Genomic DNA, 26,781 nt, shown 5'->3' with positions numbered 1-26,781 from the left:
AAGGAGGGAACGTGAACGCAGACGTCGTGGTCATCGGCGCGGGGATCGTCGGCGCCGCGTGCGCGCGGGCGCTCGCCCGGACGGGCCTGCGCGTCGTCGTCGTGGACCGCGGCGCCCCCGCGAGCGCCACCAGCGCCCGCGGCGAGGGCAACCTCCTCGTCTCCGACAAGGCCCCCGGCCCGGAACTCGACCTCGCGATGCTCGCCGCGCGCCACTGGCCCGGCCTCGCCGCGTCCCTCGCCGACGAGCTCGGCCCCGGCTTCCCCGACATCGAGTACGACCCCAAGGGCGGCGTCGTGGTCGCCACCACCGAGGAAGGCGCAGAACCGCTGCGGGCCTTCGCGGACGGCCAGGCCGCCGCGGGCGTCGAGGTCGCGCACCTGACGGCCCGGGAAGCGCTCTCGCTCGAACCGCACCTGAACCCGGCCATCACCGCGGCCGTCCACTACCCGCAGGACGCGCAGCTCCAGCCCGTCGTCGCCACCGAGGCGCTCCTGGCCTCCGCGCGCCGCGCGGGCGTCACGGTCCTGCCCCACCAAGAAGTGGTCGGCGTCGTGCGCGAGGGCGACCGGATCACCGGCGTCCGCACCGCCACCGAGACGATCAGCGCGCCGTCCGTGGTCGTCGCCGCCGGGCCCTGGTCGGGGACTGTCGCCGGAGTCCTCGGCGCGGACCTGCCGGTGCGCCCCCGCCGCGGCATGGTCCTGGTGACCGCCCGCATGGCGCAGCGCGTGTTCCACAAGGTCTACGACGGCGACTACTTCGGCGCCACCCAGTCCGCGGACGCCGACCTCCAGACCTCCAGCGTCGTCGAGTCCACCCCCGGCGGGACCGTCCTCATCGGATCGAGCCGCCAGCAGATCGGTTTCGACGACCGCCTCCGCGTCCACGTGCTCGCCGAGATCGCCAAGCGGGCCCTGCGGCTGTTCCCGTTCCTCGCCGGCACCCCCGTGATCCGCGCCTACGGCGGCTTCCGCCCCTACGTGCCCGACCACCTCCCGGTCGTCGGCCCGGACCCCCGCCACCCCGGCCTGTGGTACGCCACCGGCCACGAGGGCGCCGGGATCGGCCTCGCGGGCGTCACCGGGGACCTCCTGTGCGCGCAGCTCACCGGCACCGCGCCCGCGATCGACCCCGCCCCGTTCCAGCCCTCGCGGCCCTCGCTGGCCGCCCACCTGACGGGAGGCGCCGCATGAGCGCGATCGTCCCCTGGGAGACCGACCCGATCCGGCCCGACGAGCCGAAGCCGCTGCACATCACCGTGGACGGCACGAGGATCGAAGGGCTGCAAGGCCAGTCGATCGCCGGAGTCCTCCTCGCGCACGGCACCACCGAGTGGCGCACCACGACCGCGGGCCGCCGCCGCGGCGTGTTCTGCGGGATCGGCGTGTGCTTCGACTGCATCGCCGCCGTCAACGGCGAATCGGACGTGCGGCTGTGCCTGCGCCGCGCGAACGACGGCGACACCGTGACCACACAGGACGACACGAAGGAGGCGCCGTGACCCACGTCCTCGTCGTCGGCGCGGGCCCGGCCGGGCTCTCCGCCGCGGTCGCCGCCTCCGACGCCGGCGCCCGCGTCACGCTCCTGGACTCCGGGGACGGCCTCGGCGGCCAGTACTGGCGCCACCTGCCCCTGCAGCGGCCCGCGCAGCGCGAGGCCCGCCTCCACCACGGCTGGGCCGCCTTCGACCGCCTCCGCGGCAGCCTCGCCGGGATCGAGGTCGTCACCGAAGCCCAGGTGTGGGCGATCGAGACGCACGACGGCATCGCCGTCCACGTCCTGATCGGCCCCGCCGACGCGGGCGGCCGCGCGGCCCGCACCCTCACCCCCGACGCGCTGGTCCTCGCCACCGGCGCCCACGACCGCACGCTCCCGTTCCCCGGCTGGAACCTCCCCGGCGTGTTCTCCGCCGGGGCCGCCCAGGCCCTCGCGAAGGGCGAACGCGTCGCCGTCGGCCGCCGCGCCGTCGTCGCCGGGGCCGGGCCGTTCCTGCTCCCGGTCGCCCAGTCCCTCACGGCCGCAGGCGCACGCGTCCTCGGCGTCTACGAGGCCGCCCGGCCCTCCGCGCTCGCCAAAGGCTGGCTCCCGCGGCCCTGGCGCCTCCTCGGCGCCGCCCACAAAGGCGGCGAGCTCGCCGGGTACGCCGCCCACCACCTCGGCCGCCGCGTCCCGTACCGGCTCGGCCGCGCCGTCGTGGAGGCCCGCGGGGACGGCCGCGTCGAAGAGGTCGTCATCGCCCGCCTGAACGCCGACTGGTCCCCGGTCCCGGGCACCGAGCGGACCCTCGCGGCCGACGCCGTGTGCGTCTCCCACGGGTTCACGCCCCGCCTCGAACTCCCCATCGCCGCCGGGTGCCGCATCGGCCCCGACCGGTTCGTCGCCGTGGACGCCGACCAGCGCACCAGCGTCGAAAGCGTCTACGCCGCAGGGGAGATCACCGGCATCGGCGGGGTCGACGCGGCGCTCGTCGAGGGCCGCATCGCCGGGGCCCGCGCCGCCGGAGCCCCCGCGTCCCCTGCGGACCTGAAGCGGCGGGGCGCCACCACCGATTTCGCGCGGCGCATCGACGCCGCCCACGGCATCCGCCGCGGGTGGACGTCGTGGCTGCGCGACGACACCGTCGTCTGCCGCTGCGAGGAGGTCGCCTACGGGCCCCTCTGCGACGCCGCGGCCGCGACGGACCAGGCCGCACTGCGCTCCGTGAAGCTCACCTCCCGTGCGGGACTGGGCATCTGCCAGGCCCGCATGTGCGGACGCACCGTGGAGGAACTCACCGGCGCGGACCCCGCCCGCGCCGAGGACACCACCGACCGGCGGCCCCTGGCCGCGCCCATCCGGCTCGGCGACCTCGCCGCGCCAGCCACCACCTGTGGGAAGGACACCCATGTCTAGCAAGAACTTCGACCTCGGAGGCGTCATCGTCGCCACCACCCTCGCCTTCAAGGAGGACCCGAAGGCGCCGGGCGGCCTCGCCGTCGACTACGACCGGTTCGCCGAGCACTGCGACTTCCTCATGCGCAGCGGCTGCCGCGGCGTCGGCCCGAACGGGTCCCTCGGCGAGTACTCCTCCCTCACCGACGAGGAGCGCCGCAAGGTCGTCCAGGTCGCCGTCGAGACCGTCGGGGACCGCGGACTCGTCGTCGCGGGCGTCCACGGCGTCGGCTGGCACCAGGCCGTCCAGTGGGCCGAGTACGCGAAGGAGGACGGCGCCGACGGCGTGCTCCTCCTCCCGCCCACGATCTACCGCGCCAACCGCGGCGAGGTCCTGGAGCACTACGCCCGCGTCAACGAGGTCGGCCTGCCGATCATGATGTACAACAACCCGATCGACACCAAGGTCGACCTCGTCCCCGACCTCGTCGCCGAGCTCTTCGAGCTGGAGAACGTCGTGGCGATCAAGGAGTTCTCGACCGACGTCCGCCGCGTCCTGGAGATCAAGGAGCGGTGCGGCATCGACGTCATCGCCGGCGCCGACGACCTCCTCTTCGAGTCCCTCGTCGTCGGGGCCACCGGCTGGTTCGCCGGGTACCCCAACGCGTTCCCCGCCGAGGCCGTCGAGATCTACACCCTCGTGCAGGAAGGCCGCATCGAAGAGGCCCGCCACCTCTACAGCGGCCTCGTCCCGGTGTTCCGCTGGGACTCCAAGACCGAGTTCGTGCAGGCCATCAAGCTCTCCATGGACATCGCCGGGCACTCGTACGGCGGCGCCACCCGCCCGCCGCGCGGCCCCCTCTCCGAGGCCCAGCGCGACCAGGTCGTGCGCGACACCCGCCGCGCCCTCGACTTCGCCGCCTCGCGCTGACGCCCCGCGCCCTGTACGGTGCACACGGCCGTACAGGGCGCCCAGCCGAAGGACGAACATGCGAACGAACCGCCTCATCAGCGCCGTCGACTCCCACACCGAGGGCATGCCCACTCGCGTCGTCACCGGCGGCGTCGGCGTCATCCCCGGCGCCACCATGAACGACAAGCGCCTCCACTTCATCGAGCACCTCGACGACCTGCGGCTGTACCTCATGAACGAGCCGCGGGGCCACGCCGCGATGAGCGGCGCGATCCTCCAGCCCTCCACCCGCCCCGACTGCGACTGGGGCGTCGTCTACATCGAGGTCTCCGGGTGCCTGCCCATGTGCGGGCACGGCACCATCGGCGTCGCCACCGTCCTCGTAGAGACCGGCATGGTCCCCGTGACCGAACCGGTCACCGAGATCCGCCTCGACACCCCCGCCGGGCCCGTCACCGCCCGCGTCGCCGTCGAGGACGGCCGCGCCGCCTCCGTCACCATCGAGAACGTCCCCAGCTACGTCGAAGCGCTCGACACCACCGTCGAGGTCCCCGGGTACGGCACCGTCCCCTACTCGATGGCCTTCGGCGGCAACTTCTACGCCATGGTCGACCTCGACGCCGTCGGCCTCCCCTTCGACCGCGACCGCCAGCAGGACATCCTCACCGCCGGGCTCGCGATCATGGACGCGATCAACGCCACCGCCGCGCCCGTCCACCCCGACATCGCGGGCCTCGACCACTGCCACCACGTCGAGTTCATCGCCCCCGGCTCCGACGCGAAGCACTCGCGCCACGCCATGGCCATTTACCCCGGCTGGTTCGACCGTTCCCCTTGCGGCACCGGCACCTCCGCGCGCATGGCCGAACTGTGGGCCCGCGGGGAACTCGCCCTCGACACCGACTTCGTCAACGAGTCGTTCATCGGCTCGCGCTTCATCGGGCGGCTCGTCCGCGAGACCACCGTGGGGGACCGGCCCGCCGTCGTCCCCACCGTGACCGGCCGCGCCTGGATCACCGGCACCGCCCAGTACACGCTCGACCCGACCGACCCGTTCCCGACCGGCTTCCAGTTCTAGGAGAGCAGATGACGACCAGCACCGAGACCGTCGCCACGACCGCCGACGCCGCCGCCCGCGCGCTCGCCGACGTCCCGCCCGCGGTGCGCGCCGGGGCCCTCGTGGCCTTCGCGGACGCGCTCACCGCGAACGCCGACGAGCTCGTCGCGCTGGCGACGGAGGAGACCGGGCTCGCCGAGGCGCGGCTGCGCGGCGAGATCAAGCGGACCGCCGTCCAGCTGCGGCTGTTCGCCGACACCGTGGTGGACGGCGCCTACCTCGACGTGCGGATCGACCGCGCCGACCCGGAGTTCGCGCTCGGGCCGCGCCCCGACGTGCGCAGCGGCAACGAGCCGATCGGCCCGGTCCTCAACTTCGCCGCCGGGAACTTCCCGTTCGCGTTCTCCGTCGCCGGGGGCGACACCGCCTCGGCGCTCGCCGCGGGCAACCCGGTCGTCGTCAAGGCCCACCCGGGCCACCCGCGCCTCTCCCGCCGCACCGCCGCGCTCGGCGCCGCGGCCCTCGAAGCCGCCGGTCTGCCCGCGGGCACCTTGCAGCTCATCGAGACCCAGGACGAGGGCACCGCGCTGCTCAAGCACCCCTTGGTGAAGGCCGCGTCCTTCACCGGGTCGCTGCGCGCGGGCCGCCTCCTCGCCGACATCGCCGCCGCCCGCCCCGCGCCGATCCCGTTCTACGGCGAGCTCGGCTCCGTCAACCCGGTCTTCGCGACCCCCGCCGCGATCGCCGAGCGCGGCCCCGAGTTCGCCTCGGGCCTGGCCGCGAGCGTCGGCGGCTCCGCCGGGCAGCTGTGCACCAAGCCCGGCCTGGTGTTCCTCCCCGTCGGCCACGGCCTGGACGAGGCCCTCGCGGCCGCCGCCGCGGGCGCGGAGCAGCGGATGCTCGATCCGCGCATCGCCGCGAACTACACCGACGGCCGCGAGGCCGTCCTGTCCGCCGCGGGCGTGCGCCTCGTCGCCCCCGGCTCGGTCCGCACCGACGAGGACGGCCAGGGCTGGGTGACCCCCACGATCGCGGCCGTCCCGCTCGCTGACTTCCGGCCCCACCCGGACGCGCTCCTCGCCGAGTGCTTCGGCCCCATCACGATCCTCGTCGAGTCCCCGGAGGGCACCGACTACGCGGAGCTCCTCGACTCGCTCTTCGAGGGCGAGCTGACGGTGGCCGTCCACCGCGCCGACGGCGACGACGTCTCGGCCCTCGTCCGCGCCGCCGCCCGCCGCGCGGGCCGCGTCCTCTTCGACGGCTGGCCCACCGGCGTCGCCGTCACCCCCGCGATGCAGCACGGCGGCCCCTGGCCCGCCACCACCTCCGGCGGCACCAGCGTCGGCACCGCCGCCATCGCCCGCTTCGTCCGCGCCGTCGCCTACCAGAACGCCCCCACCGAAGCCCTCCCCCCGGCCCTCCGCGACGACAACCCGTGGCACGTCCCCCAACGCATCGCCCCCGCAGGAGAAAGCACCACCTGGGGAGCCCGCGCCGCCTCCTGAACGGGCGACGGCATAAGCCGATCGGAGTACTCGGCATCGAGTCGGTCTCAGTTTCGATCAAAGCAAGGAATTCAATAGAACAGACCAAATCAATAAGGGCATTCCGCCGGGTTCTGCCTCTGCGCGAGCGAATACGTTACTGGACTCCTATTGAGTTCCATCGTAAAATCGGCGCACTGTTCCAAGGAGGCACGGATGGGGCGCAGAAGAGGGTTCTTCGCCGAGATGCAGCATCAGGCGCGTCTTGCGGAGCAACGGCAGCGGACGGCGCAGCGCCAGCATGAGGCGGCGGTCCGCCGTGCTGAGCAGGCAAGGCGTGCTCAGGAGCGAGCAAGGGCCGCCGCGCAGCGGGCATCGGAGGCGGAGCGGAAGCGGCTTGAGAAACTCGCCGCCGATGCGTATGTGGCAGCGAGGCAAGCAGAGGTCGGTCAGCAGAACGCGGAACTCGAAGCCGAGTACGACAAGCTCGACAGTCTCCTCGCGTCAACGCTCGAAGTGGACGACTATGTCGACCTTGAGAGGCTTCGGAAGGTCGCGCAGCATCCGCCGTTCGACGCCAAAGGATTCGGTGTTCCCCTACCGCAGCCGATTCCGATCGCAGATCCTCCCCAGCCGATGCGCCAACCGCTGGAGAAGCCGTCCGGGATGTTCGGACGCAAGAAGAAGCTCGAAGAGGCGAAAGCGCGCGCCGAAGCGGCGTTCGCCGACGCATACCAGCGATGGCAGGTCGAGTTGCAGAGCCTGCCGCAACGGCGTCAGGCGCAGGCGGATCAGTATGCGATCGCAGAACAGGCTCGACTCGACTCGCTGTCCAAAGAGAAGGCCAAATACGACAAGGCATGCGCACGGCGCGAGAAAGAAGCTGAAAAGCACAACGCGGCGCTCGACGAGTTCATCGTGAACCTTGGGTACGGAACCGAGGACGCGGTCCAGCAGTACATCGGAATCGTGCTTGCGAACTCGGTGTACCCCGAGGGTTTCGAAGTGGACTCCGATTTCGGATTCAACAGCGAGACCGCAGAGCTTTCACTGCGCGTCGAGATCCCGGCGCCCGACCACATGCCCACCGTCAAGACGTACCGGTATGTGAAGGCCAGCGATGAGATCGCGGCCACGCAGCTTTCGCAGAAGGCATGCAAAGACCGATATGCGGACGTGGTGCACCAGGTCGCGCTCCGAAGCCTGCACGAGGTGTTCGAGGCGGACCGCCGCGGGCTGATCCAGAGCATCTCCCTTGAGGTCGGTACCGAGACTGCGGACCCCGCGACCGGCAAAGCCACTTATCTGCCGTTCGTCGCAGTGGGTGCTTCCAGGGAGAAGTTCCTCGAAGTCGACCTCAGTGCCGTCGTCCCCGTCGCGACACTGGATTATCTCGGAGCCTCGGTCTCCAAGAACCCGTTCGGTCTGACCCCGGTGAAGACCAGGGGGATTCGCACCTTGTGAATGCTCCTGGAAAGGCGGTCTTCAACCCGCCTCCCGGCTGGCCGAAACCACCCGCGGGTTGGAAGCCGCCGGCCGGATGGACCCCCGACCCCAAATGGCCGAAGCCGCCCGATGGATGGCAGCTGTGGCTCGGCGGCGAAGACGATCATGTGGATCAGAAGGCAGTCCAGGCCCGACTGGACGCAGCCGAGGAGCCGACCGAGCCGGCCGAACCCGCCGAGCCGGCAATCGGGCCAGGCAAGACCCGGATGGAGAAACTGGAAGAGGAGAACGCAGCGCTGCGGGAGCAGGTCTCGCTGTTGCAGTCCGCTGACGGCTCGCCGGTGAGTCTGGACGACGACCAGGTCCTCCAGAACGTAGGCATCTACCGGTACCACCATCCGCTGGAGAATGCCGTCGCCTTCCAAGATCGCCTGGCCGACATCGGTTCACGGATCGTTGACGCGGTCAAGTCGGACAGGGCGATCGTCAAGTCGAACATGTTCACCTTCGACAATTCACTGGCCAAGGGCCGACGCATGACCGCGGACCTCGCCAAACTGATGCTGCGCGCCTACAACGCCGAAGCCGACAACAGCATCCGGTCGTTGCGGCTCGGCAATGTCGTCACCGCGAAACGGCGGCTTGAGTCATCTCGAACGGCGATCGCCAAACTGGGCGCGCTGATGGAGATGCGCATCAGCGACGATTTCCATGCTCTGCGGCTGGAGGAGATCGAGCTGACGGCGGATTGGCTGATGAAGAAGCAGGAGGAGAAGGAGGCCGCCCGCGAGGCGCGTGCGCAGCTCCGCGAGCAGGCCCGGGTGGAGCGTGAGCTGGCCGAGGAACGGGCGCGGCTCGACAAAGAGCAGTCGCATCTGCTGAACGCCCTGGAGACGCTGCGCTCGAAAGGCGAGACCAGCGAGGACTTGGAGCGGCGTCTGTCCGCCGTCGAAGCGGCCATCGAGCACAACGATTTCCGTGCGGCGAACATCCGAGCCGGATACGTCTACGTGATCTCGAACCGCGGAGCATTCGGCGAGAACGTGGTCAAGATCGGATTGACCAGGCGGCTCTATCCTGAAGAGCGCATTGTCGAATTGAGCGGCGCCGCGGTTCCGTTCCGATTCGACGTCCACGTCCTGTACTTCTCCGAAGACGCCGTATCCCTGGAGAGCGAGCTGCACCGACAGTTCGCCGACAGGCGGCTGAACCATGCCAACCCGCGAAAGGAGTTCTTCTTCGTCACCCCGTCCGAGGTGAAAGCGGCGCTGGCCGAAAAGGTGGGGAACCTCCTGGACTTCACCGAGCATGCGGAGGCGACCGAGTTCGTGCAGTCTTTCGGCGAATGGCCTGAAGAATCACGGACTGCCCGCCGCACCGATGGCAGCCGGTCTACCTGATTTGCTACTCTCGGGTAACTTACTGGTCCCTCCCCGACGGCGGTGCGCTCGTGAACCTGTACTTCCGGCTGCTGAACCTGTGGCTGCGCGCGCGCCGCCGGGGGCCCATGGGCCTCTGGGAGACCGCGGTGACGCCGTTCCGGGTCGTGCCCACCGACCTCGACCCGCTGGGGCACATGACCAACGGGCGGTACCTGACGATCATGGACGTGGGTCGGCTCGACCTCATGCACCGCGCCGGGTTCCTCAAGAAGATGCGCGACGCGGGCTGGTACCCCGTGGTCGCCGGGCAGACCATCACCTACCGCAAGTCGCTCCAGCCGTGGCAGCGGTTCGAGGTCCACACCCGCGTGCTCGGCTTCGACGACAAGTGGGGCTACATCGAGCAGACGTTCCGCTCCGGCGAGACCGTCTACGCCCAGGCGCACGTGCGCACCCGCTTCCTCAAGCGCGGCGGCGGCTCCGTGGAGCACGACGAGCTGGAGGCCCTCGCGGGCGGGTTCCCCCCGAGCGACGTCCCGCAGTGGCTCCTCGACCTGACGGTCGCCTCGCGCATCCCCAGCGCCTGACCGACGCCGGTAGCATCGGGGGCGTGGCTCAGGACCCGCAGATCCCCGGGCTCGAACACCGGCCCTCGGACTCGCCGTACGTCGAGCGCGTCTACCGGGTGGAACCCGGCGCCGCGCCCGCACCCGCCCGCATGGTCTCAGTGGCGAACTCCAACTGGGAGCTCATCGCCTGGACCGCCGGGGGCGTCACCAGCGTGTCCGTGCGCGGCCCCGAGACCCGCCCCACCGTCGTCCCCATGGGCGGCGGCATGGACGGCGCGTTCGGCGTGGTCTTCCGCCACGGCGCCCACCTGCGGAACCTCCCCGTCCCCGCCCTCGTCGACTCCAGCGTCGACAGCCCGCACGCGACCGACCGCACGTTCGTCCTCGAAGGCGCCGAATGGGAGATCCCCGCCTACGGCAACGCCGAGGTCTTCGTGGACCGCCTCGTCCGCGCCGGGCTCCTCGTGCGCGACCCGCTCGTCGCCGACGTCCTCGCCGGGGACACGCCCCTGCTGGTCACGCCCCGGTCCGTGCAGCGCCGCGTCGCCGCCGCCACCGGCCTCACGCAGGGGACGATCCGCCAGATCGAGCGCGCCCGCCAGGCCGCCATGCTCCTCCAGGCCGGCACCGCCGCGGCCGACGTCGTCCACCTCGTCGGCTACCACGACCAGCCCCACCTCGCCCGGTCCATGGCCCGGTTCGTCGGCCGCAAGGCCACCGAGCTCCAGAAACCCGCGCCCGACGAGGTGCTGTCGCTTCTGTACAAGACGGACGCCCAGGTCCGGCCTTAGATTCGTAGCAGGCCGGAACGACCGGCCGCCGCCAACCAGGAGGCCGTCATGGCGTTCACCCAGATCTACGTCAACCTTCCCGCCGCCGACCTCGACGCGTCCAAGGCGTTCTACCTCGCCCTCGGCGGCACCCTCAACCCGCAGTTCACCGACGAGACCTCCGCGCAGGTCGTCCTCAGTGAAGCCGTCGCCGTCCAGCTCATGACCCACGAGCAGTTCTCCGGGTTCACCAAGCGCGACATCGCGAACGGCCCGATCCAGGTCATCAACGCCCTCGCCGCCGAGTCCAAGGAGGACGTCGACCGGCTCGTGGAGGCCGCCGTCGCCGCGGGCGGCACCGAGCCGCGCCCGGCCCAGGACATGGGCTGGCTCTACAACCGCGCCGTGGACGACCCGGACGGGCACTCGTGGGAGCTCATGTCCTACGACCCGACCGCGATGCCCGGCGCCCCGGAGTAGCGGGAAGCCGCGGGGCCGGGACGCCCGGCCCCGCGAACGCCTTCAGGTTCGTCAGCACCACCCCGGCGATGACGATGACGCCGCCCGCGACCTGCGCCGCCGTCCACGGCTCGCCCGCGAGGATCGTGAACACCGCCGTGAACACGGTGATGAGGTTGAGGAACACGCCCGCGTGGCCCGGCGGAATCGACGTCAGCGCGTGGTTCCACAGCAGGTACGACAGCACCGACGGGAACACCGCGATGAACAGCAGCGACCACAGCGCCGCCCCCGTCCCCGGCAGCGCGGGCCCGCCCGCCGCGAGGCTGAACGGCGCCAGCACGACCACCGCGATCGCGGCCTGCACCGCCGTCGAGGTCACCGGCGGCAGCCGCGGCCCCCGCCGCCCCGCCACCGTGTACGCCGTCCACGCCGCGATCGCCCCGAGCATGAGCAGCTCGCCGGTCCCGAACCCGCCGCGCAGCAGCGACCCGAAGTCCCCGTCGCCGAGCACCACCAGCACCCCGACGAGCGCGATGAGGACCCCGCCCACGGACAGCGGCGTCAGGCGCTCGCGCAGGAACACCGCCGCCGCGAGCGTGATCAGCGCCGGGTTGAACGCGTTCACGAGCGAGGCGCTGAACGCGTCCGTGTACTCCAGCGCCGCGTACAGGAACAGGTTGTAGCCCAGAATCCCGAAGGCGCTCAACGCGAGCAGCCACGGCCACGCCTTCGCGACCTCCCTCCAGCGCGGCCGCTCCACCAACTGCGCGATGACGAGGAGCGGGACGAGCGCGAGGCCCCACCGCAGCAGGACCAGGCTGAGCGGGTCGATGGTCTCGACGGCGCGCTGGCCGACGATGTAGTTCCCTGCCCAGAACAGGGTCGCGCCGACGAGGGCGGCGACGGCGAGCATGGTGGATCTGTCGGTGCGCAAGGGGGCGGCTTTCGTCGTGGGCTGTCGGGCTCTATCGGGGGTTCGTGGCGTCGACCAGCCAGACGGCACCGGGGAAGCGGAGGACACCGTCCACGAGGTGGCGCCGCAGTTCGGCGCGGACCTCGTCGAGGAGCGCGTCCCAGCCGTCGGGGCCGATGCGGGGGAGGAGCTGCGCGCGGGCCGTGCGCCCGACGCCGCCGCTCTCGACGCTGGTGAGCCGTTCCTCGACGCCGTCGGTCCCGTTGTAGCCGTAGTCGACGGTGAAGTCGAACGCCTCGATCCTGGGCGCCCAGCCGGCGCCTTCGAGGATCGCGGCGAGCCGGTCGCGGTCGGCGAACGCGGTGGGGCCGGGCGCGCCGGGCTCCTCGGGTCCGGGCGGCGGGTCGAGGCGGGCGCTGAGGACGCTCGACCCCATGCCGAACATGGGGTTCTCGGCCGCGGTCCGCCAGCACGCGAACACGAGCCGGGCCCCGGGCGCGGTGGCGCTGCGGAGGTTGGCGAACGCGGCCTCGGGGTCCTCGAAGAACATGACGCCGAACCGGGAGACGACCAGGTCGAACGGGTCCCCGGGGAGTGCGGCGAGCAGGTCCGCGGTCTGCGCGTCGGCCACGATCACGCCCGCTTCGGGTACGCGCCGCCTGGCGGCCGCGGCCATCCCCTCGGAGATGTCCACGCCCGCAACCGAAGCGCCCGCTCTGGCGCCCGCCTCCAGGAGCGTCCCGCTCCCGCAGCCCACGTCGAGCACCCGCTGCCCGGCCTCCGGCCGCGCCGCCGCGAGGATCGCGGCCGTCACCGGCGCGAACACCGCGTCGAACACCGCTTCGTTCGCGACCCACCACGCGGCCCCGTCGGTCCAGTTCTGCCGCATCGATTCATTCGCCACAACGGCCACCCTACTGACTAGGAGAGGTAGTCGAGCACGGTCCTGAGGTTGTCCTCGACCGAGTCGACGGCGTCGACCCGGAGGCGTTCGACGGTGAGCGCCGGGAGCCAGGTCTTGAGCCGTTCGACGTGGTCCCAGTCGATCTCGTGCCAGCCGGGGATGCCGCGCACGCGCCCGTCGAGGCGGGACCGGTGCAGCTCGACGTCGGAGCAGACGCACTCGACGACGCGCAGCCGCGCCCCGTGCCCGGCGGCCACCTCGGCCCACTGCTTGGCGGTCTCGTCGGAGAGCACCGAGTCGGTGATGGCCGACTGGTCGAGGAGGAGCTGGCGCACGAAGAGCGTCTCCAGCACGTGGTCGTGCAGCGAGATGAACGCGTCCTTGTCCAGGTCGCCCAGGATCCGGTACGGCGTCAGCGCCCCCATCATCCAGTCCCCGGCGAACGCGGGCGTCCGGAGCTCCCGCGCCAGCCGCTCGGACAGCGTCGACTTCCCGGTCCCCGGCAGCCCGGTGAACGCGATGACCTGCTTTGCGGGCGTTCCGTTTCCATGCATGGGACCTTCTTACCCTCCCGGTGCTCGACCGCCCGCACTATGGTGGGCGCATGACGCTCCTTCTCATGGGCGCCAACCCGTGCGCGACGGTCTTCGACGGCGGCCGGGCGGTCGCCTACGCCTCGGTCTGGCGCGTGGACTGGTCGGTGCGCGGCCCTGGGCGCGCGCTGGTGCTCGCCGTTCCGGGCCGGGTGCGGGTCATCGGCCCCGACCCGGAGCTGGGCCGCTGGCTCGGCACCGAGTTCAACCGGCACATCAGGCTCGCCGGCGACATCGCCTGGTCCGAGCCGGAGTTCACCACGGCCGACGTGGAGTTCGACCTCGACCTCGCCACCGGGTTCACGGCCGCGGCCGACGACGTCTCGGTCGCGATCACCGGTCCGATCGAGCGGTACCTGACCCGCAAGGACGACTACGACCTGGGCGGGGTCCCGCACCTCCTCTCGACGGTGTGGATCCCGTGCCGGGAAGCGTCGATCGCCGTCGGCGGCGAGCCTCTCCCCGGCGGGCCGCGGGTGGACGAGGCGGCGCCGATGTCCAGCGCGTTCATCGCCGACGCCGAGGTCTGGTGCACCGCCGACCATCCGCGGAAGTAGCCGTTCCGAAGAATATGCAACAAAAGGTTGCGCGTCTTCCTGAACCCTGCTAGCTTTATATGCAACCAATGGTTGCGAGTTAGGAGAGGGTCATGGACGAGTACGGGACGATCGAGCGGGAGATCCGGATCGACGCCGCGCCCGACGTGGTGTTCAAGGTGGTCAGCGACCCCGAGCACGTGAAGGACTGGTGGCCCGACGAGGCCGAGTACGAGGCGGTCCCCGGGAAGGCCGGGCGGATCGGGTTCCGCCAAGGGGACGGGAGCGTGCAGTGGGAGCAGTTCACCGTGGTGGACGCCGAGCCGCCGCGGATGTTCGCGTTCCGCTGGACGCACGCCGAGGAAGAGGAAGCGGCCCATGGGAACTCGTTCCTCGTCACGTTCGAGCTCGAACCCGACGGGGCCGGGACGCTGCTGCGGATGACCGAGACCGGGTTCCGCGAGCGCGGCTGGGCCGAGGCCGTCGCCGCCGAGGAGTACGCGGCCCACGTCCGGGGCTGGGACTTCTTCGTCCCGCGCCTGCCCGCGGCGGTCGCGAAGGCCGCGCGATGAGCACGCTCGTGGACGACGACCTGTGGTCGGCGGTCGGGGACCCGACGCGCCGCCGCATGATCGACCGCCTGCTCACCGACGGCTCGGGCACCGCCACGAGCCTCAGCGAGCAGATCCCGGTGACCCGCCAGGCCATCGCCAAGCACCTCGCCGTCCTCGACAAGGCCGGCCTCGTGCACGGCGCCACCGCGGGCCGCGAGCGCCGCTACCGCGTCGACGAGGCGCAGCTCGCGCGCGCCGTCGCCCAACTGAACGCCGTCGGCTCCGCATGGGACTCGCGACTCGACCGCATCAAGCGGATCGCCGAGACCATCCAGCGCACGGGCGGCGGGGGCTCTGCCGAGCCCGACACCCAGCACGAACGAATCGAGAAGGAGTAAGACCATGGTCGACATCCTGCACCGGATCGCCGCCGAAGACCGCACCGCCGACGACGTCTACCGGGCCCTCACCACCATCGACGGCCTGCGCGGCTGGTGGACCGAGGACACCACCGGCACCACCGGGACCGGGGGCGAGATCGCCTTCCGCTTCCCCGACGGCGGGTTCGACATGCGCGTCGTCGAGTCCGAGCCCGGCGAGCGCGTCCTCTGGGAGGTCGTCGGCGGGACCCCCGAGTGGATCGGCACCCGCGTCCACTGGGACCTGCGCGACGAGGACGGCTGGGCGATCGTCCTCTTCAAGCACGAGGGCTGGGCCGAGCCGATCGAGTTCATGCACCACTGCTCCACCAAGTGGGCCTCGTTCCTCCTGAGCCTCAAGGCGCTCGTGGAGCACGGCAAGGGCGACCCCGCACCGGGCGACGTCAAGACCGACAACTGGTGACCGCCCCGGCCCGACCGGCCCCTCCCGCCCGCGGGAGGGGCCCCGGGCGTTCCCCGGCGCCGGCACCTGACCCGGGGTGTACCGTCCACCCAATGCGCAGCCTCGCCGTCCTCGACGCCCCCTCGAACCTCGGCCTCCGCCCGCCCGGGCCCGGCCTCGTCCCCGGCTGCTACAAGCTCGCCGGGGCCGTCCGCGACCAGGGCCTGCTCGCCCGCATCGGCGCCGAGGACGCCGGGTACGCCACCCCGCCGCGCTACGACCGCGGCGACTGGAAGCTCGGCGACGGCCTCTTCAACGCCGACGCCATCGCCGCCTACACCGCCCGCCTCGCCGACCGCATCGGCGCGCTCCTCGACGCCGACCGGTTCCCCGTGGTCCTCGGCGGCGACTGCTCCATCGTCCTCGGCGCGGCCCTCGCCCTGCGCCGCCGCGGCCGCTACGGCCTCGCGTTCCTCGACGGCCACTCCGACTTCCGCCACCCCGACAACTCCCCGGGCGTCGGCGCCGCCGCGGGCGAGGACCTGGCGCTGGCCACGGGGCACGGCCAGCCGCTCGCCACCGACCTCGACGGCCTGCGGCCCTACGTCGGCATCGGGGACGCCGTGGTCCTCGGCATCCGCGACGACGACGAGTACACCGCGGAGCTCGAATCCCTCGGCGCCGACGTGCACCCGCTCGCCCGGCTCCGCGCCGCCGGTGCGGCCGCGACCGCCGCCGCGGCGCTCGACCGCCTGGAGCGCACGGACCTCGACGGCTTCTGGGTCCACATGGACGCCGACGTGCTCGACGCCGCCGTCATGCCCGCCGTCGACTCCCCGAACCCCGGCGGCCTCTCCTACGCCGAACTCGGGGACCTCCTCGGCCCGCTCCTCGCCTCGGATCGCTGCGCCGGATTCGAGCTCACCGTGTTCGACCCCGACCTGGACCCGGACGGGCGCCTCGCCGCCGAACTCACCGACGCCGTCGCGGCCGCCCTCGCCCCGCTCCGCTGAACCGCCTGCGCCGCAGGACTCTTCGGCTCAACGCCCTTCAACGTCGAGGATGCCGCGCCGGAACCCCGCCGCCACCGCGGCGGCCCGGTCGTTCACCCCGAGCTTCGCGTACAGGTGCAGCAGGTGGGTCTTCACGGTCGCCTCGCTGAGGAACAGGCGCTTCGCGGCCTCCCGGTTCGTGGCGCCGTCGGCGACGAGCCGGAGGATCTCGACCTCCCTGTCGCTCAACGCCTCCTGCGGCGTGCGCACCTGGCTCATCAGCCGCGTCGCCACCGCCGGGGCCAGCACCGCCTCGCCCCGGGCCGCGGCCCGCGCGGCCCGCACCAGGTCCTCGCGGCCGGTGTCCTTGAGCAGGTAGCCCGTCGCCCCCGCCTCGATCGCCGGGCGCACGTCGCCCTCGGTGTCGTACGTCGTCAGCACCAGGACCCGCGCGGGGACCCCGGCCTCCGCCAGCTCCCGGATCGCCTCGACCCCGCCCATGACCGGCATCCGCAGGTCCATGAGGATCACGTCCGGCCCCAGGGCCTTCGCCATCGCCACGGCCTCGGCGCCGTTCGCGGCCTCGCCCAGCACCTCGAAGCCCGGTTCGGAGGCGAACACGCCCCGGAAGCCGTCGCGGACGATCGGGTGGTCGTCGGCGATGAGGAGTCGGATGGTCCCGCTCATGCGGTGGTCCCTTCGCGTGCTGAGGCGGGCAGGGTCGCCGAGACGGCCGTCCCCTCGCCCGGGGCCGATTCGATCACGAACCCGCCGCCGAGGCGCTCGACCCGGCGGCGCATCGAGGTGAGGCCGAACCCGCCGGCCTCGGCGACCCGCGCGGGGTCGAACCCGGCGCCGTCGTCGAGCACGTCGAGCGCCACCACCTCGTCGATGTAGGACAGCGTGACCGCGACCCGCCCGGCCCGCGCGTACTTCGCGGCGTTCGCCAGCGACTCCTGCGCCACCCGCAGCAGCGCGGCCTCGACCTCGGGGTGCAGCGGGCGCACCGTGCCGGTGGCCGCGCACTCGACCGGGACGCCGTGCAGCTCCGACCACGCCTCGGCGACCGCCTCCAGCGCCTCGTGCAGCGCCGCGGCCTCCAACTGCGCGGGCACGACCGCGTGGACGGTCCGCCGCGCCTCGGCCAGGCCCCCGCGGGCCAGGAGCATCGCCTTGCCGGACCGCTCGGCCCAGTCCGCGGGGCCCTGCACCGCTTCGAGCTGCGCGATGATCCCGGTGAACCCCTGCGCGAGCGTGTCGTGGATCTCCGCGGCGATCCGCTGGCGCTCGTCCATGATCCCGGCCTCGCGGGCCTGGACGAGCAGCTGCGCGTGGAGCCCGGCGTTCTCGGCGAGCGCGGCTTCGAGCCGGTCGACCGTCCGCTTGCGCTCGGCGCTGCGCTCGGTCGTCACGTCCCCGACGAAGCTGAACAGCGCGACCAGGGCCGTGATCGCGGCCGTGAACAGGAGGCACACCAGCAGCTCGACGGCGTCGCCCGGCACCCCGAGGTAGGTCGGGACGCTCACCGCGGCCGTGGCCGCGACCCCCGCGAACCGCCAGGGGCCCTTGAGGAACCGCCACGCATGCAGGTACCCGGCGAACCCGAAGAACGCCGTGAACCAGACCGCGTACGAGCCCAGTGCGGCGACGAGGCCGACCAGGACCGCGATGTAGACCCCGCCCGGGAGGCGCCCGGCGGCGAACCGCACCCAGGCCGCCGCCGCGGCCGCGAGGCCGAGGACGGCGGCCCGGTCGCCCCACTCCGCGTCCTCGGCGAACCAGTACAGGACCGCGGCGAACACCAGGAGCACGTACGGCGCCAGGCGCACCTGCGCCTCGATCCGCCGTTCCCAGCGGTCGAGGCGTCCGGTGTCCGTCATGGCTACTCCCAGCGGAAGGCGCGCGCCGCGACGGCGCTGATGATCAGGGTGTAAGCGGCGAGCAGGACCAGGGGCAGCGGCTCGGGGGCCTGGCCTGCCCACGCCTGGCCGAGGCCGGTGCGGAACGCGCCGAGAGGGGTGTACTCGCCGATCCGCGCCAGGCTAGCAGGCATCTGGGCGGCCGGCTGGATGAGTCCGGCCAGGTAGGCCATGGGGAAGTAGAGCAAGACGCCGATCCCGTTGGCGGCCCGGCCGGTCGGGGCGAGGGCGGCGATGAGCAGGCCGACGGCGAACATCGCGGCGGTCCCGAGGGCGAGCACGAGCGCCACGGGGGCGAACCCGGCCGGCAGCGACAGGCCGAGCAGGCCCCCGGCGACGGCGAGCTGGAGTGCGGTCGCGGCCGCGAGGAGGACCACCTGGAGGAGCATCTGCACGGTGAGGAGGTTCCCGGGCCGCACGGGCGTGGTCGACATGCGGCGCAGGATGCCGCGCTCGCGGTAGGAGGCGAGGGTGGTGGGCAGCAGGTAGAGGCCGATGAGGGCCACGGCGATGGCCATGCCCATCGGCAGCAGGACCATGTCCGTGGAGTCGGCGGAGGCGCCGAAGACCACGAGGAAGAACAGGGGGATGAGGACGCTCACGAGGGAGCCGGGTTCGCGCACGAGGAGCTTGGTCTCGACGGCGGCGAGTTTCACGAAGGCGGTCATGGCACTGGTTCCTTTGGGGGCGTTAGCGGTCGAGGGGGCGGCCGGTGAGGGCGATGAAGGCGTCTTCGAGGGAGCGCTGGTCGATGCGCAGGTCGGTGACGAGCACGTGGTTGCGGGCGAGGGCGCCGGTGACCGCGGTGGCGAAGTCGCCGGTGCCGGTCACGGTGACGCGGTCGCCGTCCCGCTCGGTGGCGGTCACGCCGGGGACGGCGGCGACGACCGCGGTCGGGTCCGCGGCCCCGCGGGGGAGCGTGAACCGCATCTGCTGCGGCCCGCCGGCGCGGTCGACGAGCCCGGCGGGGGTGTCGAGGGCGACCACGGTGCCCCGGTCGATGACGGCGACGCGGTCGCACAGCTCCTCGACCTCGTCCATGTAGTGGCTCACCAGGACCGTGGTGACGCCGCTGTCGCGGACGCGCTTGACCAGCTCCCACGTGGAGCGCCGCGCCTGCGGGTCGAGGCCGGTGGTGAGCTCGTCGAGGAACGCCACCCGCGGGTTCCCGACGAGGGCGAGCGCGATGAACAGGCGCTGCTTCTGGCCGCCGGAGAGCTTCCCGAACCTGGCGTTCCGCAGCCCGGCGAGGCCCCACTCCTCCATGAGGGCGCGCCAGTCCCTGGGCCGCGAGTAGAAGGAGGCGTAGAGGTCGAGGGCCTCCCACACTTTGAGGTTGTCGGGGAGCTGGGTCTGCTGGAGCTGCACGCCGATCGCCTCGCGGACGGCCCTGACGTCGCGGTGGGGGTCGAGCCCGAGGACGCTGACGGTCCCGGCGTCGGGGCGGCGCAGGCCCTCGGCGCACTCGACGGTGGTGGTCTTGCCGGCGCCGTTGGGGCCGAGGATGCCGAACACCTCGCCCTGCTCGACGCCGAACGAGATCCCGTCGAGGACGGTGCGTCCGCCGTAGGACTTCCGGAGGCCGGTGACTTCGATGATTGCCATGCCTCAAGCCTCATCGAGAACGGGCCCCGCGGAATCGACCCGCGGGCCGCTTTCGACACACCGACCTCCCTACGCCGAAACAACCGATCGGTTGATGACGGCGGCGGCCCGGCGGGTCAGTCCGCGGGCGCGGCCTAGTCCTGGCCCGAGCGCCTCGTGAAGATGTCCGCCAGCACCCGCAGCGCCATCACCGAGGCGATGAGCAGCAGCGACAGGCCGAAGAACTGGAACAGCGTGAACTCCGAGGTCAGCATCGGCCCGGACTCGTTGCCCAGCAGCATCACCGCCATCACGCCCGACGCCGCCGCGAGCACGGTCAGGAGCACCTGGTGGAGCCACGCCGTGACCGTGCGGCGGTCCTCCGACTTCGCGAACAGCCGGAAGTTCACCGACAGCTGTCCCGACTCGACGGACGCCAGCAGCCGGTCGAGCCGCCGCGGGAGCTTCCGCAGCACCGGCAGCAGGTCGTGGACCTCCTCGATGACGAGGTCCTGCACGGCGGCGGGGCGCAGGCGCCGCTCGGCGTAGCGCTGGCCCACGTCGCGGGCCTCGGCGATGAGGTCGAAGCCCGGGTCGATCGCGGTCAGGCAGCCCTCCAATGTGGCGAGCGTGCGGAACACGGCCGCGAGCTCGGGCGGGATCACGATGCGGTACTTGGCGATGATGCGGAACAGCTCGGAGAACATGCGGATGCCCGGGGCCGCGCCCGGCACGAGGTGGCGGGCCATGAACGAGCCGAGGGCCCGCTCGAACCCGGTCTGGTCGAGCTCGTCGGGGCGGCTGGAGACGCTCACGAGCGCGTCGGCGAGCGCGGGCCCGTCCTGGCGGTCCACGGCCTGGAGGATCGCCTCGAAGGAGGCGCGCAGCTCCCGGTCGAGGCGCCCCACGGACCCGTAGTCGATGAGCCCGATCCGGTCGTCGTCCAGGAGCATGAGGTTCCCCGGGTGCGGGTCGGCGTGGAAGATCCCGTCGACCATGATCTCGTCCAGCAGCTCCCGCAGCAGCGCCGCCGCGAGGACCCGCCCGTCCAGGCCCCGCTCCGCGAGGTCCGCGGACGCGAGCGGGACGCCCGGCAGCCGCTCCATGACGAGCACCTGCTCGTCCGAGAGGTCCGCGTGCGGCCGCGGCACCCGCACCTCGGCCCGCCGCCGGTCGTGCGCGGCCGCGACCTGCGCGAGGTTCCGGGCCTCCACGGTGAAGTCCACTTCCTCGCGGAGCGCCTCCGCGAACCCGTCGGCCAGCCCCAGGACGTCCATCGAACGGCCCCATGACGTGTGCCGGTCGAGGCTGCGCGCGAGGCGCCGGATGATGTCGAGGTCCCGCTCCACCGTGACGTCGGCGCCGGGCCGCCGCACCTTCACCACGACCGCCTCGCCGCCGTGGAGCACGGCGGTGTGGACCTGCGCGATCGACGCGGCCGCAACGGGTTCGGGGTCGAAGGCCGCGAACACCTCGCCGACCGGCGCCCCCGCGGCGGCCTCCACGAGCCGCACCGCGCTCGTCCCGGGGACCGGCGCGGCCTGGTCCTGGAGCTTCGACAGCTCCGCGATGTACACGGCCGGAAGGAGGTCCCGCCGCGTCGAGAGGATCTGCCCGAGCTTCACGAACGTCACGCCCGCGTCGTCCAGCGCCCGCCGCAGCGCCCGCGCCATCTCCTCGTCCTGCGACGCCAGGCGCCGCCCCCGCAGCAGCCCGATGAGGCCGTGGCGGCCCGCGATGGCGAGGATCTGGAGGTACCGGCGGGTGCGCCGCAGCCGCGTGCGCAGCCCCTTGAACCAGGTGCGCGCGGGCGGCACCGCGCCCGTGGGGATCACCGCCTCCCACACCACCAGCATGATCATCGCGATCACCGGCGCGGTCACGAGCGCGAGGACCCACACCGCGAACGTCCCGGGCATCTCCTCCGCGGTGGGCTCGCGGTGCTGGAACGGCGCGAGCAGGGACGGCAGGAGCCCGTACTGCATGACGCTGTAGCCGCACACCGAGACCACGACCAGGCGCCACAGCGTGTACCGCACGTCGAGCAGCCTGGTCGCGACGTACGCGACCGCCGCGGTGTTGAACGCGATGCCGAACACCGACAGCAGGAACTCGGTCATGGGGGACGGCCTTTCCGGACGGGACAGCGGTCGACAGCACAGGCTACGCCGGACGGTCCATTGGCGCCCGCCCCGCGCCGCGTGTCGCGCCCCGCCTCGCAACCGGACACACAATTAGAACAAGCGCATGTCGGACACCGCGTTTACGCTGAGTCCCATGACCATCGCAGAAGCGCCGCGACCGACCGCGGCCGAACCCGCACCGGACCGCGCCCTGGACGACCACGCCCCCGAGGAGCCCGGCCGCACCACGATCCGCCGCCGGACCGCCCGCGCCGTCCTCCTCGACCACCACGGCCGCGTCCTCCTCCTGGACCGGCCCGCGAAGATCCGCGACGTGGGCGACCGCTACTTCCACACCCCCGGCGGCGCGGTCGAGCCAGGCGAGACCCCCGCCGAGGCCGCCGTCCGAGAACTCGCCGAAGAGCTCGGATTCGCCGCGACCCCAGCGGAACTCGGCACCCCGGTCGCCACCTGCTACAGCCTCCAGCAGCGCATCGACTCCGGCGCGTTCGTCGCCGCCGCCGACGAGTTCTTCCTCCTGCGCACCGACGCCGCCCGCACCCCCGCGGCCACCCCGCACGCCTGGCTCGACCCCGACGCCATGGACGCCGCGCCCGTGCGCATCCTCCCGCGCGGCCTCCCCGACCTCGTGCGCCGCCTCCTCACCGAGGGACCCCCGCAGACCCCCATCCACATCCGCTGGTAGCCGAGGCGACCCGAGGATCAGCGCCCCCGGGCCGACCGCCACGCCAGCGCCGCCCACCAGGCCATCACCGGCAGGTGCAGCCCGTACCCGAGCTGCTCGGCCGCCGGCGACGGTCCGGCCGTCCCCGTCGTCCAGGGGAGCGCCACCGAGGCGAGTCCGCACACCGCCGCCGCCAGGCCCGCCGCCCGGAGGCGCCCGCGTTCACCCAGCGCCGCACTCACCGTCGCGGCGGTCCACAGCAGGCCCGCCAGGTTCACCGTCCACTTCGCGGTGAGCAGCACCGCCTGCGCCGCAGGCGCGGCCGCCGGTTCGGCGGCGAGCTGCGTGACGGCCATGTTCCCGGCGTCGTGGAGCAGCCCGGCCGCCCCCGCGAGCACGAGCAGGCCCGCCGGGACCAGCGCCCGCCCCTGCGCCGCCGTCACCAGGCCCGCCATGGCGAGCGCCAGCCAGCCGAGCACGTCGAAGCCCAGTTCGAGCAGGTGCAGGCCCGGCCGGTCCGCGACCGCCCGCAGCGTCGCGTCGATGTCGGAGGGGTTGAGCGCCAAGCCGGTCGGCACCGCGACGGCGGCGCTGGCGAGCATGAGGGCGAGGGCCGCCGCGACGAGGACGCCGAAACGGCGGCCCGGGGCATTGTGGTCGATCGTCATACCCTGGGACGCTAGAACCCTGACGCAGCGGCAAGGTCAAGTCGGGAGGGGGAGCGATGTGGCGCATCGGGAGGCTCGCGCGGATGGCCGGGGTCTCGGAGCGGACCCTGCGGCACTACGACCGGATCGGGCTGCTGCCCCCGGCCGCGGTCGAGCGGGCCACCGGGTACCGCTGGTACGGCGCGGCCGAGCTGGTCCGGCTGGAGCGCATCCGCGGCCTGCAGCGCCTCGGTCTGACGCTGCGGGAGATCGAGTCCGTGGTGGACGCCCCCGACGAGCAGGTGCGGCAGCTCCTCGAAGCGCGGGCCGCGCTGCTGCGCAGCGAGATTGCGGCCATGACCGCGGCCCTCGCGGCCGCTGAAGACCGCCTCGCCGTCGCGGCCCCGGTCCTGCCGCAGGTCGCCTCAGTGGGGGAGCGGCGCCTCAAGGTCCGCAGGATCGCCGTCGCGCACCCGTCCGAACTGGCCGCCGCCTGCGAGGACGGCCCCGGCGTGCTCCTCACCTGGCTCACCGGCGCGCCCGGCGGCGGCTTCGAGGCCGCGGTCGCCGCCCCGGACGGCGAAGCGCTGGACCTGCCCGCGCGGCGGGTCGTCCGGGCCGTCGTCCCGGAGGAGTGCGGCGTCCGCGTCGCGGGGGAGGAGCTGTTCGCCTGGCTCGGGCGCCAGAGGCTCTCGGTCGCGGGGCCCACAGTGGAGGAGCGCCTCGTCGACGGGGACGGCGCGGCCGCCACCGTCCTGGAGGTCCCCGTCAGGTGACCAGGCCGTGCCGGTAGGCGTAGACCACGGCCTGCACGCGGTCGCGCAGGCCCAGTTTGCCGAGGATGCGCGACACGAACGTCTTCACGGTCTCGGGGCTGATGACCAGGGCCGCCGCGATCTCGCCGTTGGACCGGCCGTCCGCGATGAGCCGCAGCACCTCCAGCTCGCGCGGGGTCAGCGGGACCTCCGCGGACCCGCCCGCGGGGCGGATGCGCGCCGCGTACCTCCCCACGAGCGCCCGGGTCACCTCCGGGTCGAGGAGGGCCGCGCCGGTGGCGACCGTGCGGATGCCTTGCAGCAGTTGCACGGGCGGGGCGTCCTTGAGGAGGAAGCCGCTCGCGCCCGCGCGCAGGGCCTCGTACACGTACTCGTCCAGGTTGAACGTGGTCACCACGAGGACCTTGACCGGGTCGGCGACACCGTCGCCCGCGAGGCGCCGGGTGGCCTCGATGCCGTCGAGCACGGGCATCCGCACGTCCATGAGCACCACGTCGGGGCGCAGCCGCCGGGCCAGGTCCACAGCGGACTTCCCGTCGCCGCACTCGCCCGCGACCTCCAGGTCCGGCTGGGCGTCGATGATCGTGACCAGGCCGGTGCGGATGAGCATCTGGTCGTCGCACACGAGGACGCTGATCGGCGCGCTCACGAGGCGCCCCGCGCGGGGATGCGCGCCCGGATCGCGAATCCGCCGTCCGTGGCGCCCGCCTGGAACTCACCGCCGAGGAGGTCCACCCGCTCCCGCAGCCCCGCCAGGCCCCGCCCGGTCCCGGACACGGCCGTGACCGCCGCCGAGCGCTCGGTCGCCACCTCCACGGTGATGTCGCTGTCCCGATGCTGAACCACGACCCGCGTGGGGCTGCTGCGGGCGTGCTTGAGCGCGTTGGTGAGCCCCTCCTGCACGACCCGGTACGCGACGAGGTCGGCGCTGCCGGTCGACGCCGCGGGCGTGCCCTGCTCGGTGAACTCGACCGGCTGCCCGGCCTGCCGGGTCTGCTCCACGAGCGTGAGCAGCCGCCCCACCGGGGGCGTCCGCGGCTCGGCCCCGCGGCCCGGTTCGAGTAGGTCCAGGAGGTGCCGCAGGTCCGTGACGGCGCGGCGGCCCGTGTCGCCCACCGCCTGGAGCGCCTGGTCGAGTCGTTCCGGTGCGGCCGTGAGGTACCGGGCCGCCTCGGCCTGGACGACCATGGCCGTGACGTGGTGCGTGACGACGTCGTGCAGCTCCCGCGCGATCCGGGTCCGCTCCGCCGCACGGGTGGTCTCGGCGACGTGGCGCCGCCGCTCGGCCTCCGCCGCCCGCGTCGACCGCAGCCACGCGCCGACGCACCATGTGGCGGCCAGCATCAGGTAGAACACCAGGAAGCTCCCGGCGCCCTCGGTCGATCCGAGCCCGGTGAGCGCGACCGCCAGGCCCGCGTAGGCCGCGGTGAGCACCCCGATGGCGGTGCGCCGGAAGCGCTCCAGGTGCGCGCCCGCGCTGAGCAGCGCGATCGGCAGGGCTGTGCCCGCGACCGTGTGGTAGCTCCCGAGCGAGGCGAGCGTGAACCCGAGTGCCACGAGCCCGAGGCTCACCGCGGGGAGCTTGCGCCGCAGGGCGATCGGGAGGCATTCGAGCGCGAGGATCGCGAACCCGAGGGTGTCGAGCGGCCGCCCGGGCAGGTCGCCGACCTGCGTCTCGTGGCCGCGGAGCACCGGGAGGAAGGACAGGGCCGCCAGCAGCAGCCCGAGGGGGAGGTCCCGGACGGTGACGTCGAGTCGGCGCCACCGGTCCGGGATCTGCCGCAGTTCCATCACCGGGGCAGTGTAGCGGCGGGCTCGCCGCGCTCGCCGCGGCGACGGAGCGGCTTGATGTTTCCGCGCCGCTTCGCGATGAGCAGGAACACGATCGTGAGCACGGTCCCCGCGAACACCGCGTACCCGCTGCCCTCGGGGCCGAACGCCCCGCCGCTGACCGCCACGGGCCCGGTGGTCGCCGCGTCCAGGAGCCCCTGCGGGGTCCCGTTCCCGGACACCTCCGTGGAGAAGATCGCCGACGCCGCGACGTTCCATCCGAAGTGGAGCCCGATGGGTAGCCACAGGCGCCGCGTGGCGATGTACGCCGCGCCGAGCATCCCGCCCGCCTCGATCGCGATCGCGATCGCGCCCCACAGGGTCGCGTTCGGGTTCGTCAGGTGCGACAGGCCGAACAGGAGGCTCGTGGACCCCAGCGCGATCCACGTCCCGAACCAGCCCTCCACGATCCGCAGCAGCACCCCGCGGAAGAGCAGCTCCTCCGTGACGGCCGCCGCGGCCATGAACCCGACCAGCCCGACCGCGCCTTGCGGCGACCCGAGACCGTCCACCGTGTAGTGGCCGAGGAACGCGATGTTCGCGATGACGAACCCGAACATCGCCACGCCCAGCACCGTCCCCAGCAGTGTCCCGCCGACGGCGCCCGGCCGCCCGAGCTCCGCCACGTCCCGCCGCTCGGTCTTCGCGACCACCCACCGGTACACGACGACCGCGACCACCGCGGTCACCGCGCCGATCGCCAGTTGCAGCCACGGGCTCCCGTCGGCGGCGTACAGGCCCTGGCCGCCGAGGAAGGCGATCAGCGCGACCGCCAAGAGCTGCCATACCAGTCTCATGAGGACTCCTTCGCAGATCCGCGGCGGGGGCGCCGCGGCTGCCTAGAACGCTACGGACGGGCACGCCCGCCCGAATCCCCGCGAAGTTGACACTTCGACGTAGCTCCCATGGGGGACAAGCCGAACGGGGCCCGCCGACCGGCGGGCCC

At 72.9% G+C, this 26,781-nt stretch carries 30 protein-coding genes; 18 read left to right on the top strand and 12 right to left on the bottom strand.

Annotation, left to right across the window (positions count from 1 at the left end):
• Positions 1-11 precede the first annotated feature (11 nt).
• The 11 genes from AB0A65_RS14010 (at position 12) to AB0A65_RS13960 (ending at position 10,975) form a co-directional block, all read left to right on the top strand.
• On the top strand, positions 12-1,196 hold the full coding sequence (locus tag AB0A65_RS14010) for an FAD-binding oxidoreductase (RefSeq protein ID WP_359951134.1): 1,185 nt from the start codon (positions 12-14) through the stop codon (positions 1,194-1,196).
• Positions 1,193-1,504 (top strand): (2Fe-2S)-binding protein, encoded by a 312-nt coding sequence (locus AB0A65_RS14005; protein ID WP_359951132.1) that lies wholly within the window; start codon positions 1,193-1,195, stop codon positions 1,502-1,504. Before AB0A65_RS14010 ends, AB0A65_RS14005 begins: the two co-directional genes overlap by 4 nt.
• Positions 1,501-2,895 (top strand): FAD-dependent oxidoreductase, encoded by a 1,395-nt coding sequence (locus AB0A65_RS14000; RefSeq protein WP_359951130.1) that lies wholly within the window; start codon positions 1,501-1,503, stop codon positions 2,893-2,895. The genes AB0A65_RS14005 and AB0A65_RS14000 overlap by 4 nt, the downstream gene beginning before the upstream one ends.
• Complete coding sequence (locus tag AB0A65_RS13995; RefSeq protein WP_359951128.1) at positions 2,888-3,805, top strand: dihydrodipicolinate synthase family protein; 918 nt, start codon at positions 2,888-2,890, stop codon at positions 3,803-3,805. Before AB0A65_RS14000 ends, AB0A65_RS13995 begins: the two co-directional genes overlap by 8 nt.
• 58 nt (positions 3,806-3,863) lie before the next feature.
• Entirely contained in the window at positions 3,864-4,865 is a 1,002-nt protein-coding gene (locus tag AB0A65_RS13990) for a proline racemase family protein (protein WP_359951126.1), read from the top strand.
• Positions 4,866-4,873: 8 nt separating this feature from the next.
• Positions 4,874-6,349: an aldehyde dehydrogenase family protein gene (locus AB0A65_RS13985; protein ID WP_359951124.1), complete on the top strand. Its 1,476-nt coding sequence runs from the start codon at positions 4,874-4,876 to the stop codon at positions 6,347-6,349.
• A 195-nt stretch (positions 6,350-6,544) separates the two neighbouring features.
• A complete protein-coding gene (locus AB0A65_RS13980; RefSeq protein ID WP_359951122.1) occupies positions 6,545-7,792 on the top strand; it encodes a hypothetical protein in 1,248 nt (415 codons plus the stop codon).
• 149 nt (positions 7,793-7,941) lie between these two features.
• Positions 7,942-9,174: a DUF4041 domain-containing protein gene (locus AB0A65_RS13975; RefSeq protein WP_359951120.1), complete on the top strand. Its 1,233-nt coding sequence runs from the start codon at positions 7,942-7,944 to the stop codon at positions 9,172-9,174.
• Between the two features lie 50 nt (positions 9,175-9,224).
• The gene (locus AB0A65_RS13970; protein WP_359951118.1) at positions 9,225-9,743 is read left to right on the top strand and encodes an acyl-CoA thioesterase; all 519 of its coding nucleotides are present in this window, start codon (positions 9,225-9,227) and stop codon (positions 9,741-9,743) included.
• A gap of 23 nt (positions 9,744-9,766) precedes the next feature.
• Positions 9,767-10,516: a helix-turn-helix domain-containing protein gene (locus tag AB0A65_RS13965; RefSeq protein ID WP_359951116.1), complete on the top strand. Its 750-nt coding sequence runs from the start codon at positions 9,767-9,769 to the stop codon at positions 10,514-10,516.
• A 48-nt stretch (positions 10,517-10,564) separates the two neighbouring features.
• Positions 10,565-10,975, top strand: coding sequence for a VOC family protein (locus AB0A65_RS13960; protein WP_359951114.1), 411 nt, complete (start codon positions 10,565-10,567; stop codon positions 10,973-10,975).
• Here the strand turns inward: AB0A65_RS13960 and AB0A65_RS13955 are convergent.
• The 3 genes from AB0A65_RS13955 to AB0A65_RS13945 are packed head-to-tail and all read right to left on the bottom strand — an operon-like array spanning position 10,932 to position 13,328.
• Entirely contained in the window at positions 10,932-11,891 is a 960-nt protein-coding gene (locus AB0A65_RS13955) for a DMT family transporter (protein WP_359951112.1), read from the bottom strand. The two genes, AB0A65_RS13960 and AB0A65_RS13955, sit on opposite strands and share 44 nt — an antisense overlap.
• Before the next feature lie 31 nt (positions 11,892-11,922).
• Complete coding sequence (locus tag AB0A65_RS13950) at positions 11,923-12,774, bottom strand: class I SAM-dependent methyltransferase (protein ID WP_359951111.1); 852 nt, start codon at positions 12,772-12,774, stop codon at positions 11,923-11,925.
• Positions 12,775-12,791: 17 nt separating this feature from the next.
• Positions 12,792-13,328: an AAA family ATPase gene (locus AB0A65_RS13945; protein ID WP_359951109.1), complete on the bottom strand. Its 537-nt coding sequence runs from the start codon at positions 13,326-13,328 to the stop codon at positions 12,792-12,794.
• Between the two features lie 50 nt (positions 13,329-13,378).
• On the opposite strand from AB0A65_RS13945, the gene AB0A65_RS13940 reads away from it, so the two are divergent.
• From AB0A65_RS13940 to AB0A65_RS13920, 5 genes are all read left to right on the top strand, one after another.
• A complete protein-coding gene (locus tag AB0A65_RS13940) occupies positions 13,379-13,924 on the top strand; it encodes a hypothetical protein (RefSeq protein ID WP_359951107.1) in 546 nt (181 codons plus the stop codon).
• A 92-nt stretch (positions 13,925-14,016) separates the two neighbouring features.
• On the top strand, positions 14,017-14,475 hold the full coding sequence (locus AB0A65_RS13935; RefSeq protein WP_359951106.1) for an SRPBCC domain-containing protein: 459 nt from the start codon (positions 14,017-14,019) through the stop codon (positions 14,473-14,475).
• Positions 14,472-14,855, top strand: a complete 384-nt coding sequence (locus tag AB0A65_RS13930; RefSeq protein WP_359951104.1) for a metalloregulator ArsR/SmtB family transcription factor — start codon at positions 14,472-14,474, stop codon at positions 14,853-14,855. The genes AB0A65_RS13935 and AB0A65_RS13930 overlap by 4 nt, the downstream gene beginning before the upstream one ends.
• 4 nt (positions 14,856-14,859) lie before the next feature.
• Positions 14,860-15,300 (top strand): SRPBCC domain-containing protein, encoded by a 441-nt coding sequence (locus AB0A65_RS13925; RefSeq protein WP_359951102.1) that lies wholly within the window; start codon positions 14,860-14,862, stop codon positions 15,298-15,300.
• Positions 15,301-15,392: 92 nt separating this feature from the next.
• Positions 15,393-16,292, top strand: a complete 900-nt coding sequence (locus AB0A65_RS13920) for an arginase family protein (protein ID WP_359951100.1) — start codon at positions 15,393-15,395, stop codon at positions 16,290-16,292.
• A gap of 27 nt (positions 16,293-16,319) precedes the next feature.
• On the opposite strand, the gene AB0A65_RS13915 is transcribed toward AB0A65_RS13920, so the two are convergent.
• The 5 genes from AB0A65_RS13915 to AB0A65_RS13895 form a co-directional block, all read right to left on the bottom strand.
• Entirely contained in the window at positions 16,320-16,958 is a 639-nt protein-coding gene (locus tag AB0A65_RS13915) for a response regulator transcription factor (RefSeq protein ID WP_359951098.1), read from the bottom strand.
• A complete protein-coding gene (locus tag AB0A65_RS13910) occupies positions 16,955-18,151 on the bottom strand; it encodes a sensor histidine kinase (protein WP_359951097.1) in 1,197 nt (398 codons plus the stop codon). Before AB0A65_RS13910 ends, AB0A65_RS13915 begins: the two co-directional genes overlap by 4 nt.
• 2 nt (positions 18,152-18,153) lie before the next feature.
• Positions 18,154-18,858: an ABC transporter permease gene (locus tag AB0A65_RS13905; protein ID WP_359951095.1), complete on the bottom strand. Its 705-nt coding sequence runs from the start codon at positions 18,856-18,858 to the stop codon at positions 18,154-18,156.
• Positions 18,859-18,880: 22 nt separating this feature from the next.
• Positions 18,881-19,795, bottom strand: coding sequence for an ABC transporter ATP-binding protein (locus AB0A65_RS13900; protein WP_359951093.1), 915 nt, complete (start codon positions 19,793-19,795; stop codon positions 18,881-18,883).
• 134 nt (positions 19,796-19,929) lie between these two features.
• The gene (locus tag AB0A65_RS13895; RefSeq protein WP_359951091.1) at positions 19,930-21,894 is read right to left on the bottom strand and encodes an AarF/UbiB family protein; all 1,965 of its coding nucleotides are present in this window, start codon (positions 21,892-21,894) and stop codon (positions 19,930-19,932) included.
• Between the two features lie 157 nt (positions 21,895-22,051).
• On the opposite strand from AB0A65_RS13895, the gene AB0A65_RS13890 reads away from it, so the two are divergent.
• Complete coding sequence (locus tag AB0A65_RS13890) at positions 22,052-22,603, top strand: NUDIX domain-containing protein (protein WP_359951089.1); 552 nt, start codon at positions 22,052-22,054, stop codon at positions 22,601-22,603.
• 17 nt (positions 22,604-22,620) lie between these two features.
• Here AB0A65_RS13890 and AB0A65_RS13885 read toward each other — a convergent pair whose 3' ends face one another.
• Positions 22,621-23,250, bottom strand: coding sequence for a hypothetical protein (locus AB0A65_RS13885; protein ID WP_359951087.1), 630 nt, complete (start codon positions 23,248-23,250; stop codon positions 22,621-22,623).
• Positions 23,251-23,306: 56 nt separating this feature from the next.
• Between AB0A65_RS13885 and AB0A65_RS13880 the strand changes: the two genes are divergently transcribed.
• The gene (locus tag AB0A65_RS13880) at positions 23,307-24,005 is read left to right on the top strand and encodes a MerR family transcriptional regulator (protein WP_359951085.1); all 699 of its coding nucleotides are present in this window, start codon (positions 23,307-23,309) and stop codon (positions 24,003-24,005) included.
• On the opposite strand, the gene AB0A65_RS13875 is transcribed toward AB0A65_RS13880, so the two are convergent.
• Genes AB0A65_RS13875 through AB0A65_RS13865 form a run of 3 tightly spaced genes read right to left on the bottom strand, consistent with a single transcriptional unit; the run spans position 23,998 to position 26,632 of the window.
• On the bottom strand, positions 23,998-24,654 hold the full coding sequence (locus AB0A65_RS13875; RefSeq protein WP_359951083.1) for a response regulator transcription factor: 657 nt from the start codon (positions 24,652-24,654) through the stop codon (positions 23,998-24,000). The genes AB0A65_RS13880 and AB0A65_RS13875 overlap by 8 nt on opposite strands.
• Positions 24,651-25,796, bottom strand: a complete 1,146-nt coding sequence (locus AB0A65_RS13870; RefSeq protein ID WP_359951081.1) for a histidine kinase — start codon at positions 25,794-25,796, stop codon at positions 24,651-24,653. Before AB0A65_RS13870 ends, AB0A65_RS13875 begins: the two co-directional genes overlap by 4 nt.
• Complete coding sequence (locus AB0A65_RS13865; RefSeq protein ID WP_359951079.1) at positions 25,796-26,632, bottom strand: type II CAAX endopeptidase family protein; 837 nt, start codon at positions 26,630-26,632, stop codon at positions 25,796-25,798. The genes AB0A65_RS13870 and AB0A65_RS13865 overlap by 1 nt, the downstream gene beginning before the upstream one ends.
• Positions 26,633-26,781 lie beyond the last annotated feature (149 nt).

Source organism: Glycomyces sp. NPDC047010 (genome assembly GCF_040644205.1).
Lineage (GTDB): Bacteria > Actinomycetota > Actinomycetes > Mycobacteriales > Micromonosporaceae > Glycomyces.
This window is presented reverse-complemented; position numbering and strand designations above follow the sequence as displayed.

What these genes read in the sequence shown, in the direction of transcription:
- AB0A65_RS14005 (WP_359951132.1), top strand. Translation starts at nt 1,193, where the DNA reads ATGAGCGCGATCGTCCCCTGGGAGACCGACCCGATCCGGCCCGACGAG.
- AB0A65_RS13995 (WP_359951128.1), top strand. Translation starts at nt 2,888, where the DNA reads ATGTCTAGCAAGAACTTCGACCTCGGAGGCGTCATCGTCGCCACCACC.
- AB0A65_RS13990 (WP_359951126.1), top strand. Translation starts at nt 3,864, where the DNA reads ATGCGAACGAACCGCCTCATCAGCGCCGTCGACTCCCACACCGAGGGC.
- AB0A65_RS13985 (WP_359951124.1), top strand. Translation starts at nt 4,874, where the DNA reads ATGACGACCAGCACCGAGACCGTCGCCACGACCGCCGACGCCGCCGCC.
- AB0A65_RS13980 (WP_359951122.1), top strand. Translation starts at nt 6,545, where the DNA reads ATGGGGCGCAGAAGAGGGTTCTTCGCCGAGATGCAGCATCAGGCGCGT.
- AB0A65_RS13960 (WP_359951114.1), top strand. Translation starts at nt 10,565, where the DNA reads ATGGCGTTCACCCAGATCTACGTCAACCTTCCCGCCGCCGACCTCGAC.
- AB0A65_RS13945 (WP_359951109.1), bottom strand. Translation starts at nt 13,328, where the DNA reads ATGCATGGAAACGGAACGCCCGCAAAGCAGGTCATCGCGTTCACCGGG.
- AB0A65_RS13940 (WP_359951107.1), top strand. Translation starts at nt 13,379, where the DNA reads ATGACGCTCCTTCTCATGGGCGCCAACCCGTGCGCGACGGTCTTCGAC.
- AB0A65_RS13935 (WP_359951106.1), top strand. Translation starts at nt 14,017, where the DNA reads ATGGACGAGTACGGGACGATCGAGCGGGAGATCCGGATCGACGCCGCG.
- AB0A65_RS13930 (WP_359951104.1), top strand. Translation starts at nt 14,472, where the DNA reads ATGAGCACGCTCGTGGACGACGACCTGTGGTCGGCGGTCGGGGACCCG.
- AB0A65_RS13925 (WP_359951102.1), top strand. Translation starts at nt 14,860, where the DNA reads ATGGTCGACATCCTGCACCGGATCGCCGCCGAAGACCGCACCGCCGAC.
- AB0A65_RS13920 (WP_359951100.1), top strand. Translation starts at nt 15,393, where the DNA reads ATGCGCAGCCTCGCCGTCCTCGACGCCCCCTCGAACCTCGGCCTCCGC.
- AB0A65_RS13915 (WP_359951098.1), bottom strand. Translation starts at nt 16,958, where the DNA reads ATGAGCGGGACCATCCGACTCCTCATCGCCGACGACCACCCGATCGTC.
- AB0A65_RS13910 (WP_359951097.1), bottom strand. Translation starts at nt 18,151, where the DNA reads ATGACGGACACCGGACGCCTCGACCGCTGGGAACGGCGGATCGAGGCG.
- AB0A65_RS13905 (WP_359951095.1), bottom strand. Translation starts at nt 18,858, where the DNA reads ATGACCGCCTTCGTGAAACTCGCCGCCGTCGAGACCAAGCTCCTCGTG.
- AB0A65_RS13900 (WP_359951093.1), bottom strand. Translation starts at nt 19,795, where the DNA reads ATGGCAATCATCGAAGTCACCGGCCTCCGGAAGTCCTACGGCGGACGC.
- AB0A65_RS13895 (WP_359951091.1), bottom strand. Translation starts at nt 21,894, where the DNA reads ATGACCGAGTTCCTGCTGTCGGTGTTCGGCATCGCGTTCAACACCGCG.
- AB0A65_RS13890 (WP_359951089.1), top strand. Translation starts at nt 22,052, where the DNA reads ATGACCATCGCAGAAGCGCCGCGACCGACCGCGGCCGAACCCGCACCG.
- AB0A65_RS13885 (WP_359951087.1), bottom strand. Translation starts at nt 23,250, where the DNA reads ATGACGATCGACCACAATGCCCCGGGCCGCCGTTTCGGCGTCCTCGTC.
- AB0A65_RS13880 (WP_359951085.1), top strand. Translation starts at nt 23,307, where the DNA reads ATGTGGCGCATCGGGAGGCTCGCGCGGATGGCCGGGGTCTCGGAGCGG.
- AB0A65_RS13870 (WP_359951081.1), bottom strand. Translation starts at nt 25,796, where the DNA reads ATGGAACTGCGGCAGATCCCGGACCGGTGGCGCCGACTCGACGTCACC.
- AB0A65_RS13865 (WP_359951079.1), bottom strand. Translation starts at nt 26,632, where the DNA reads ATGAGACTGGTATGGCAGCTCTTGGCGGTCGCGCTGATCGCCTTCCTC.